Below are 10,453 nucleotides of genomic sequence, written 5' to 3' on the forward strand. Positions count from 1 at the left end.
AGAGGGCATGCGTTCCCCGCCGCGGTGGCGGGGATGAAGGTTGAACAAGGAATTCTGCAAATGACCGGACCCGAAACCCTCGACGTCGCGCGCGATGCGATCTGGACCATTGTGATCGTGTCCTCGCCGCTGATGGTGGTCGGCCTCGTGGTCGGCGTCATCGTGTCGCTGTTCCAGGCGCTGACGCAGATCCAGGAGCAGACGCTGATCTACGTGCCGAAGATCCTGGCCATCTTCGCCACGATGCTGCTGGCGCTGCCGTTCATGGCCGACGCGCTCCACGCCCACATGTTGCGGATCTCGTCGCGAATCATCGGCGGCTGAGGCACAATGCGTCGTGCGGTGGATTTGACATTCGCCCAGGGGGCTCCGCGAGCCGCGTTGGCGAATGTCAAATCCAATAGCCGCACGACTATTGATATTTGCGAATGCCTCTTTGGCTCCAACATTCGCAAGAGTGCCTGCCGCGATGGCATGCGAATGTTGGAGCCGAGGCATTCGGCCATGCGCATCGACGTCTCGCTGCTGCCGGCGCTCGCCGCCTCCTTCATGCTCGCCTTCGCCCGGGTCGGCGCGATGGTGATGCTGCTGCCAGGTCTGGGCGAGACCAACATTCCGACGCGGATAAAGCTGTCGATCGCGCTGTTGCTCACGCTGATCATCCTGCCCCTGCATCGCAACGCCTACCACGTCGACATGGGCTCGCTGGCGCCGCTGCTGGTCCTGATGCTGCATGAGATCGTGATCGGTATCGTGCTGGGCGCGACCGCGCGCGTGACGTTGTCGGCGCTCCAGGTTGCGGGATCAGTGATCGCCCAGCAGATGGGGCTTGGCTTCGTCACCTCGGTCGATCCGACGCAGGGACAGCAGGGCGTGCTGGTCGGCAACTTCCTGACCATGCTGGGGGTGACGCTGCTGTTTGCCACCGACAGCCATCATCTGGTGATCGCGGCGCTGAACGACAGCTACGCGATCTTCTCGCCGGGCGAGACCGTATCGAGCGGCGATGTCGCCTCGCTGGCAACGCGCGCCTTCGCAGCCGCGTTCCGCCTGGGCTTGCAGCTCTCCGGGCCGTTCCTGGTGTTCGGCCTCGTCTTCAACATCGGGTTGGGGGTGCTGGCGCGGCTGATGCCGCAGATGCAGGTCTATTTCGTCGGCGTGCCGCTCTCGATCTTCGTGGGCTTCCTGGTGCTCGCGGTGGTGCTCACGGCGATGATGGGCACGTATCTGGATTATTTCATCGGTGTCATGCACCAGATGATGCCGCTCAGGGCACGATAGATCGATGTCGGAAGACAAGGACCCAGAGAGTCAAACAGAAGACCCGACGCAAAAGCGCCTTGACGATGCGCTCGAACGCGGCGACGTCGCCAAGAGCCAGGAGATCAACACCTGGTTCATGATGGCGGGCGGCACGCTCGTGGTGTCGACCTTCTCGGGGTCGGTCGGCAGCGGGCTGCTGGCGCCGATGCGCAATCTGCTCGCCAATTCCTGGATGATCAAGACCGACGGCAAGGCTCTGCTCGCGCTGATGCAGCAGATCGAATTCGCCGTGCTCGCGGCGATCGGCGTGCCCCTCCTGATGCTGATGCTGGCCGCGATTGCCGGCAACATGCTGCAGCACCGCCTGGTCTGGTCGACCGAATCCCTGACACCCAAGCTCAGCAAGATATCGCCCGGCGCCGGATTCAAGCGCATCTTCGGCAAGCAGGCGGCAGCCAATTTTCTCAAGGGCATCGGCAAGCTGGTGGTGCTCGGCGTGGTCATGACCATGATCCTGTGGCCGGAGCGGAATCGCATGGAGGCGATGGTCCGGCTCGATCCGGCCGCCATGCTCGGTGCCAGCACCAGCATGACCATTCATCTGCTCGGCGCGGTGGTCGCAGCGCTCGCGATCGTCGCCATCGCCGATTATTTCTTCCAGTACCGAAGCTGGTTCCAGCGGCAGAAGATGTCGCTTCAGGAGATCAAGGAAGAATTCAAGCAGTCCGAAGGTGACCCGCACATCAAGGGCAAGATCAGGCAGTTGCGGCAGCAGCGCGCCAAGAAGCGCATGATGGCGGCGGTTCCCAAGGCCTCGGTGATCATCACCAACCCGACCCACTACTCGGTGGCGCTGTCCTATGAGCGTGGCATGTCGGCGCCGATCTGCGTCGCCAAGGGCGTCGACAACCTCGCCTTCAAGATCCGGGAGATCGCGCGCGAGCACGACATCCCGATCGTGGAGAACGTGCCGCTGGCCCGCGCGCTCTACGCCACGGTCGACATCGACCAGGAAATCCCGACCGAACACTACCATGCGGTCGCCGAGGTGATCGGCTACGTCATGCGGCTGAAGCGCGGATTCAGCGCCGGGCGGGGATAAAACACCCCGAAAAGTACCGGAAATGGCCGTAATCTGGGAATCAGCGTACGTTTCGCCCCTGCTGCCCTTGCACCTTTGGGTCCGATTCAGGCAGGGAGGACCCTACGCGCCCCGTAGCGCGTTGATTTTCTGCCGACAGGCTGCGCCAGCTTGAGATGACCGCCGAGACCGACCACGACCTCACACGCGAGCCCGTTCCGGCGCACGAACCGTCGCCGCGCTCGGGCAGCATTGCGCTGGTGCTGCTGGTGGCCGCCGGCCTCGTCGCGGTGGCCGTCGGGCTGATGACGCTCGGGCGGGCGCAGGCGCAGCCCTATATCCTCGGCATCCTCGCCGTGCTGGCGATGGTCGGCCTGTTCAACCTGTTCGCCTTCGCCGCCGGCATCATCCGCTTCGCCGATCGCAGTCTCGATGATCCGGTCGTGGGCCGGATCGCCGATCATGGATTCGACGGGCTGGCCGTGACCGATCCGCGCGGCCACGTGGTCTATTCCAACGCGGCCTACCTGACGCTGACCGGCGCCAGCGGTCCGCAGGACGTGCGTCCGGTCGAGCGCGTCTTCATCGGCAACCCCGACGTCTCCGAAGCGGTGTTCCGGCTGCTCAAGGCCGCCCGCGAAGGCAAGCGGCAGCAGGAAGAGGTGCGGATCTCCGGCCATGACGGCAGCCAGGGCCGCTGGTTGCGCATGCGGGTGCGCCCGCTCGGCACCGGAAAGCGCGACGCGAAATACGCGGTGTGGTCGATCGCCGACATCACCCGCGACCGCGAGCGCCAGGAGGACGTGTTCCAGGAGCTCCAGCACGCGATCGAATATCTCGATCACGCGCCGTGCGGCTTCTTCTCGGTCAATCCGGCCGGAGAGCTCGCCTACGTCAATGCGACGCTGGCAAACTGGCTCGATTACGACCTCGCCGAGATCGGCTCGGGCGGATTGAAGCTGACCGACATCGTGTCCGGCGACGGCGCCTCGCTGTTGACCTCGATCGTGGCGGTGCCGGGCGAGGTGAAGACGGAGGTCTTCGACATCGACCTGCGCATGCGCACCGGCAAGACCATGCCGGTGCGGCTCTATCACAAGCTCGCCTTCGGCGCCGACGGTGCGCCGGGGCCGTCGCGCACGCTGGTGATCAGCCGCGCCCGCGACGAGCGCAGCGACCCCGACCGCGCCGCCGAAGTACGCTTCATGCGCTTCTTCGACCACACGCCGATGGCGATCGCGACGGTCGATCGCGCCGGCAATGTCGTGCGCGCCAATGCGCGCTATGCCAAGCTCGGACAGGCGCTCGGGCTCGACAGCGCCAGCAAGTCGATCTTCCGCGCGGTCAATTCGCGCGACCGGCACCTTTTGATCGCCGCCATCAACCAGGCCGCCGAAGGCAAGGCCGATATCGCTCCGGTCGAGGTGGCGCTGGAAGGGGCCAAGGAGCGCTGGGGCCAGTTCTTCGTCACGCCGGTCGATGCGGCCGAGAACGAGGCGGAAGCCGCCATCGTGCACATGCTCGAGACCACCGAGCGGCGCGCGCTGGAGAACCAGATCAACCAGTCCCAGAAGATGGAGACGGTCGGCCAGCTCGCCGGCGGCATCGCCCACGACTTCAACAACGTGCTGTCCGCCATCATGATGGCGAACGACTTCCTGCTGAACGCGCACAAGCCGACCGACCCGTCGTTCCAGGACATCATGCAGATCAAGCAGAACGCGACGCGGGCCGCGACCCTGGTGCGGCAGCTGCTGGCGTTCTCGCGGCGGCAGACGCTGCGGCCGCAGGTGCTCGATCTCGGCGACGCCCTGAGCGATCTCACCATGCTGCTGCGCCGGCTGATCGGCGAGAAGGTCAAGCTCGACCTCGTCCACGGCCGCGATCTGTGGCCGGTGAAGGTCGACGTCTCCCAGTTCGAGCAGGTGATCGTCAACCTCGCGGTGAACGCGCGCGACGCCATGCCCGACGGCGGCAAGCTGATCATCCGTACCGCCAACGTCACCACCGAGGACGCAGGCAGGCTCGCCTACAAGGGCATGCCGGCCGCGGATTATGTCCGGATCGAGGTCGCCGACACCGGCACCGGCATTCCTCCCGACATCCGCGACAAGATCTTCGAGCCGTTCTTCTCGACGAAGGAAGTGGGCAAGGGTACCGGCCTCGGGCTCTCCACCGTCTACGGCATCGTCAAACAGACCGGTGGCTTCATCTACGTGGACTCCGAGCCGGGGCAGGGCACCTCGTTCCACATCTTCCTGCCGCGTCACCATGCCGAGGAGGAAGTGCAGGTCGAGCAGTCCGCAGCCGCGGTCAGCGCTGCGAAGGAAGCCGCGCCTGCGGTCGCCGAGGCCAAGCCGCGCACCGATCTCACCGGGCAGGGCACCATCCTGCTGGTCGAAGACGAAGAGGGCCTGCGCGCGCTCAACGCCCGCGGCCTGCGCTCGCGCGGCTACACCGTGGTCGAGGCCGAGAACGGCGTCGAGGCCATGGACGTGCTGGAGGAGCAGGGCGGCGCGATCGATCTCGTCGTCTCCGACGTCGTGATGCCGGAGATGGACGGCCCGACGCTGCTGAAGGCGATGCGCGACAAGAACCCCGACATCAAGTTCATCTTCGTCTCCGGCTATGCCGAGGACGCCTTCGAGAAGAGCCTGCCCGAAGGCCAGCAGTTCGACTTCCTGCCAAAGCCGTTCACGCTGAGCCAGCTGGTGGCGGCGGTGAAGGAGACGATGGCGAAGCAGGGGTGAGAGCGGGAGGCGGCACGCCGTTCCTTGCGCCCAACCGCTTCCACACTCCGTTCGCAATGACGAGGAAAAAGCGGAATCTTCATCCCAAAACCGCCGGTAACTGGCGACCACGGTTCCCGGGTGCACCGGCCAAGCCCCCGTCAAATATGGGGTTTCGTCACATCCCCGCGACTGAGGGCCGCAGCCGCGGGTTCCGAAACCGGCTTCACTTTTCGGGAAGTCTGCCCATCTTAAGCGCATGTCCCCATGCCGGGGATTTGGGAAACGCACATGACTTTCTCGCTACGCTCCCGCAATCTCTTCAAGACGATCGCCGTCGTGCTGGCGCTTGCGCTGCCGACCGCGCTGGCGATCTCGTCCGCCGATGCGCGCGTCGGAGGCGGCTTCTCGTCGGGTTCGCGCGGTTCGCGCACTTATTCGGCACCGCCCTCGACCACGACCGCGCCGGGCTCGGCCTCGCAGTTCAACCGCACCTACACCCAGCCGGGCGCAGGCATGAATTCGGCCGCAACCGCGCCCGCGCGCGGTGGCCTGTTCGGTCGCGGCGGCGGCTTCCTGGGCGGCCTTGCGGCCGGCTTCCTCGGCGCCGGACTGCTCGGCATGCTGTTCGGCGGCGGCCTGTTTGGCGGCCTCGGCGGCCTGTCCTCGATCCTCGGCCTGATCATCCAGATCGCGCTCGTGGTTCTCGTGGTGCGGCTGGCGATGTCCTGGTGGCAGCGCCGTCATGCCCCGCGCGCGGCCTACGCCAATGCTGATGCCGGCGCAGGCCCTGGACCGCAAGCGAACTATCGCAGCGGCCTCGCTGGTGGTCTCGGCGGCTTCGGCTTCGGCGCCAACAACGCGCCGCTCGAGATCAAGCCGGGCGACTATGAGGCATTCGAGCGCCTGCTCGGCGAGATCCAGACGGCCTGGTCGAACGAGGATGTGGCCAAGCTGCACACGCTCGCGACGCCGGAAATGGTCTCCTATTTCGAGCAGGACCTCGCCCAGAACCGCGCGCGCAACGTCGTCAACAAGGTGACCAACGTCAAGCTGCTGCAGGGCGACCTCGCCGAAGCCTGGCGCGAAGGCGAGACCGAATACGCCACGGTGGCGCTGCGCTTCGCGCTTACCGACAAGACGGTCGACCGCAACAGCGGCGCAATTGTTGCCGGCAGCGAGCAGCCGGGCGAAGCCACGGAGGTCTGGACGTTCGCCCGACGCCCGGGCAGCGGCTGGGAATTGTCGGCGATCCAGCAGACCAACTGATCGCAAGCGATTTGGCAGGAAGGGGCGTCGTGCTCGAGCACGGCGCCCCTTTTTTGTCGGGGTAGGAGCGGCGGGTGCTGCAACGCTGACGGAACCTTGCGGCGGGTGCTATATTGATTTGCCTCGCGCCACTCTTACGGACCCACCCATGAAATACGAGCTCTACTACTGGCCCGAGATCCAGGGCCGCGGTGAATATGTGCGGCTGGCGCTGGAGGAGGCGGGGGTGCCCTATGTCGACGTCGCGCGCGGTCCGCGCGGCACCAGCGCAATGATGAAGATGATGGACGCGCGCAAGGGCACGCCGCCTTTTGCGCCGCCGTTCCTGAAAGCGGGCAAGCTCGTCATCGGCCAGACCGCCAACATCCTGCTCTATCTCGGCGCCCGCCATGGGCTTGCGCCGAAGACGGACGCCGGCAGGCTCTGGGTGCACCAGCTGCAGCTCACCATCACCGATCTCGTCGTCGAGATCCACGACACCCATCATCCGCTCGGGCCCTCGCTCTATTACGAGGACCAGAAGCCGCCGGCGAAGAAGCGCACGGCCGACTTCTGGAGCGAGCGCGTGCCGAAATATCTCGGCTATTTCGAGCAGCTTCTCGCCGAGAGCGGCGGCACCCATGTCACCGGTCGCCGCCTGACTTACGTCGACCTCTCGCTGTTCCAGATCGTCGACGGGCTGCGCTATGCCTTCCCCAAGCGCATGAAAGCGTTCGAAGCGGATGTGCCGGGCCTTGTCGGTCTGCACGACCGCATCGCGGCACGGCCGAATATCAAGGCCTATCTCGAAAGCGAGCGCCGCATTCCCTTCAACGAGCAGGGCATCTTCCGCCGCTATCGCGAGCTGGATGGTTAGCCGGTCCGGCGGGACAGCGATCGGCGCTCACCAGACGCCGGGTACAAGGCGATAGGGCACCCGCGCCATGTAGTCGGTATAGCCCGGCAGGCCCTCGCGCAGCATGCGCTCCTCGATAGGGATGCGGACCGCGAGCAGGACGACGAAGAGCGGCATCATCGCAAGTCCCCACCACGACCCCAGCAGCAACGGCACGCCGGTGAAGAACAGCACCATGCCGCTGTACATGGGATGGCGGACATGGGCGTAGGGACCGGTCGAGATCACGTGCTGCGCGCGCTCGGTTTGCAGCTTCACCACGGGCGCGGCGAACGAGTTCTCGCGGAAGACCCACATGGTGAACAGTGTCGAGGCCAGGAGCAATCCGAGGCCGAGCGCCTGCAACGCAATCGGCATGTCCGAGGATTGAAACCGCCGGTCGAGCCCCATCACGGCCAGCCAGGCCAGCATCGCGACGACGAAAACGGTCATGAACATCCTGTCGGCGGCGGGCTGATCCTTCTGCAGGACCGGGCGCAGACGTTCGGCGAGCAGCGCCGGATCGATCCGGTAGAGCCACCAGCCGCAGAGCGGGCCGAGTAGCGCGGAGGTGGCGAGGAACGTCCACGCCGACGGCCAATGCAGTGTTCCGGCGCACGCGAACAGCAGCGCGCCCATTGCGGCGACGAAGACCGTGCTCTGCAGCAGCAGGCGTGCGATCATGCGCGGGTCCCAGATGAAGGGCGCGCGATGCTGCCGCGGCTATCCGGCAAAGATGCGGCCGGACGCGCGAAAAGCCCGATCGACCGGATCGGGCGCTTCAGCTTTGGCAAGCCTGATCAGGCGAGCTGGTCGATCCGCGTGCCCTGACCTGGCGGCAGCGGCGCGGGCGGCGGCGGCTTGTAGGTCGGGTCGTTGTCCTGGGTCTTGGTCTGATCGTCCTGCTGCTTGGTCGTGTCGTAGCTCGGCACCACGATCGCGATCGGCGGCGGCGCAACGGTGGAAACCTTCATCCGCAAATCCTCACACATGGAAACAATTGAGCCTGCCTTGCGAGGAACGAAGTTTCCCTCAAGGCAATCGCTAAAATGCGAGGGAATTGGCGGAATGAGGCAGGCGTCTTCGCTATGTGAGGAGACAACGAAGACTTTCCTCGTCATTGCGAGGAGCGGAGCGACGAAGCAATCCAGCCTGTCTCCGCGGAAAGATTCTGGATTGCTTCCGCCTTCGCCGAAGGCTTCGGCGGACAAGTCGCTGCGCTCGCAATGACGGAGAATGTGGTGAGCGGCACCGCGACGCATACGCCGCGAGCGCGCGGACAGGGTGAGTGCACCGCCTACTCGTCCTTGCCGCGCGTGATGGCGATGGATGCCTCCGTCCTGGTGCGGGTGCATTCCATGTTGAGGCGGCGATAGCGCATGCTGATCCTGTCGCCGCGCAACAGGCCCATCCGCTTCAGGCAGCGTGTCGCGCCCGTCGTCGTGTCGTCCTTCGTCACGGTGAAGACGATCGCGGCCATCGAACCGACCAGCGCATAGAACTCCGGCTTGGGTTTGCGATCACCCTTGGCATAGAGCTCGATGGAATATTTGTCGCCGCGGCAACCCACGGACAGCTCCTTGGCCGCCGGATGCGTCATGTAAACGACGTTGGCGGCCCGGAAGTTCACCTTGAGGCGGTCGACCTGGTTCGCCAGTTCCTTGGCGCTGTCGTCACAGCGATCGGCGCGGGCGGGCGAGGTGAGGGTCACAAGTCCGGTGATGGCAGCGGCGACCAAGATCGCGCCGCGGACGTTCAGTTTCAATGTCATGATGAAAAGCCCCTTGGGGCGCGCATTCAAGCCTCGGCGGACGCGAAGCGCAAGGGAGGGCAAAGGCATTTCCACGAGCTGTGCCAATGCCTTCCCGAGCCCGGCCTGCCTCTCCCATGCGCACCGCTCCCTTTCTTTTCGGGCCAAAATGCGCTTAGAACCCTTCTATGCCTAAGGGCCCGCGAGCCCCCACAACCCCCGAGATCCGCCCCATGAACGCTCCCACCGCCTTTCCCGACCAGTCCAAGCCCGTTCCGCCCTACAAGCACACCCCGCTGTTCCCGCTGGGCAAGGACGAGACGCCCTACAAGAAGATTTCGTCCGAGGGTGTCAGGGTCGAGACGGTCCTCGGCAAGGACATGCTGGTGGTCTCGCGCGAGGCGCTACGGGCGCTGTCGGAGGCGGCCTTTGGCGACATCAACCATTATCTGCGGCCCGGTCATTTGCAGCAGCTCCGCGCCATCCTGGAGGACAGTGAGGCGAGCTCGAACGACAAGTTCGTTGCGCTGGACTTCCTGAAGAACGCCAACATCGCGGCCGGCGGCGTGCTGCCGATGTGCCAGGACACCGGCACCGCGATCATCATGGGCAAGAAGGGCTGCAACGTCATCACCGACGGTGACGACGAGGCGGCGCTGTCGGAAGGCGCGCGCGACGCTTACCTGCGCCGCAATCTGCGCTACTCGCAGGTGGCTCCGCTCTCGATGTACGAGGAGAAGAACACCGCCAACAACATGCCGGCGCAGTGCGAGATCTACGCCGAGGGCGACGACGCCTACAAGTTCATGTTCATGGCCAAGGGCGGCGGCTCCGCCAATAAGAGCTTTCTGTTCCAGGCGACGCCCTCAGTGCTGACCAAGGATCGGCTGCTTGCCTTCCTGAAGGAGAAGATCCTGACGCTGGGCACCGCGGCGTGCCCGCCCTATCACCTCGCCATCGTGATCGGCGGCACCTCGGCCGAGCTCTGCATGAAGACGGTGAAGCTCGCCTCCGCGCGCTATCTCGACGCGCTGCCGACCCACGGCTCGCCCGACGGCAATGCCTTCCGCGACGTCGAGATGGAGAAGGAAATCCACAAGATGACGCAAAGCTTGGGGGTGGGCGCGCAGTTCGGCGGAAAATATTTCTGCCACGACGTGCGCGTGATCCGCATGCCGCGCCATGGCGCATCGCTCCCCATCGGTCTCGGCGTGTCCTGCTCGGCCGACCGCCAGGTGCTCGGCAAGATCACCAGGGACGGCGTCTATCTCGAGGAGCTCGAGCACAACCCGGCGCAGTACCTGCCGCAGGTCGAGCAGTCGCTCGGTGGCGAGGTCGTCAAGATCGACCTCAACCAGCCGATGAAGGACATTCTGGCGACGTTCTCGAAGTATCCGATCAAGACCCGCGTCTCGATGACCGGCACCATGATCGTCGCGCGCGATTCCGCCCATGCCAAGCTGCGCGAGCGGCTGGAGAGGGGCGAG

At 65.2% G+C, this 10,453-nt stretch carries 10 protein-coding genes; 7 read left to right on the plus strand and 3 right to left on the minus strand.

Annotated features, from left to right (window positions below; all coding sequences use genetic code 11):
• Window positions 1–60: 60 nt before the first annotated feature.
• The 6 genes from fliQ (at window position 61) to IC50_RS17695 (ending at window position 7,198) form a co-directional block, all read left to right on the plus strand.
• A complete protein-coding gene (gene fliQ / locus IC50_RS17670) occupies window positions 61–324 on the plus strand; it encodes a flagellar biosynthesis protein FliQ (RefSeq protein ID WP_018321865.1) in 264 nt (87 codons plus the stop codon).
• A gap of 180 nt (window positions 325–504) precedes the next feature.
• Window positions 505–1,281, plus strand: coding sequence for a flagellar biosynthetic protein FliR (gene fliR / locus IC50_RS17675; RefSeq protein ID WP_035707361.1), 777 nt, complete (start codon window positions 505–507; stop codon window positions 1,279–1,281).
• Window positions 1,282–1,285: 4 nt separating this feature from the next.
• A complete protein-coding gene (gene flhB, locus IC50_RS17680) occupies window positions 1,286–2,365 on the plus strand; it encodes a flagellar biosynthesis protein FlhB (protein WP_035707347.1) in 1,080 nt (359 codons plus the stop codon).
• 155 nt (window positions 2,366–2,520) lie between these two features.
• On the plus strand, window positions 2,521–5,094 hold the full coding sequence (cckA, locus tag IC50_RS17685) for a cell cycle histidine kinase CckA (RefSeq protein WP_035707349.1): 2,574 nt from the start codon (window positions 2,521–2,523) through the stop codon (window positions 5,092–5,094).
• Between the two features lie 246 nt (window positions 5,095–5,340).
• Window positions 5,341–6,342 (plus strand): Tim44 domain-containing protein, encoded by a 1,002-nt coding sequence (locus IC50_RS17690; protein ID WP_035707351.1) that lies wholly within the window; start codon window positions 5,341–5,343, stop codon window positions 6,340–6,342.
• 148 nt (window positions 6,343–6,490) lie between these two features.
• Window positions 6,491–7,198 carry a glutathione S-transferase gene (locus tag IC50_RS17695; protein ID WP_035707353.1) on the plus strand — a complete coding sequence of 236 codons (708 nt, stop codon included), beginning with the start codon at window positions 6,491–6,493 and terminating at the stop codon, window positions 7,196–7,198.
• 27 nt (window positions 7,199–7,225) lie between these two features.
• On the opposite strand, the gene IC50_RS17700 is transcribed toward IC50_RS17695, so the two are convergent.
• The 3 genes from IC50_RS17700 to IC50_RS17705 all read right to left on the minus strand — a co-directional run bounded on the left by IC50_RS17700 (window position 7,226) and on the right by IC50_RS17705 (window position 8,987).
• A complete protein-coding gene (locus tag IC50_RS17700) occupies window positions 7,226–7,900 on the minus strand; it encodes a methyltransferase family protein (RefSeq protein ID WP_035707355.1) in 675 nt (224 codons plus the stop codon).
• A 116-nt stretch (window positions 7,901–8,016) separates the two neighbouring features.
• On the minus strand, window positions 8,017–8,190 hold the full coding sequence (locus IC50_RS42495) for a hypothetical protein (protein WP_193374130.1): 174 nt from the start codon (window positions 8,188–8,190) through the stop codon (window positions 8,017–8,019).
• Window positions 8,191–8,513: 323 nt separating this feature from the next.
• On the minus strand, window positions 8,514–8,987 hold the full coding sequence (locus tag IC50_RS17705) for a hypothetical protein (protein ID WP_035707357.1): 474 nt from the start codon (window positions 8,985–8,987) through the stop codon (window positions 8,514–8,516).
• 212 nt (window positions 8,988–9,199) lie between these two features.
• On the opposite strand from IC50_RS17705, the gene IC50_RS17710 reads away from it, so the two are divergent.
• Window positions 9,200–10,453 (plus strand): fumarate hydratase (locus IC50_RS17710; RefSeq protein WP_035707358.1); only part of this gene is annotated, 1,254 nt, incomplete at its 3' end.

This window comes from Bradyrhizobium genomosp. I (2014) (genome assembly GCF_000261685.1).
GTDB lineage: Bacteria > Pseudomonadota > Alphaproteobacteria > Rhizobiales > Xanthobacteraceae > Bradyrhizobium.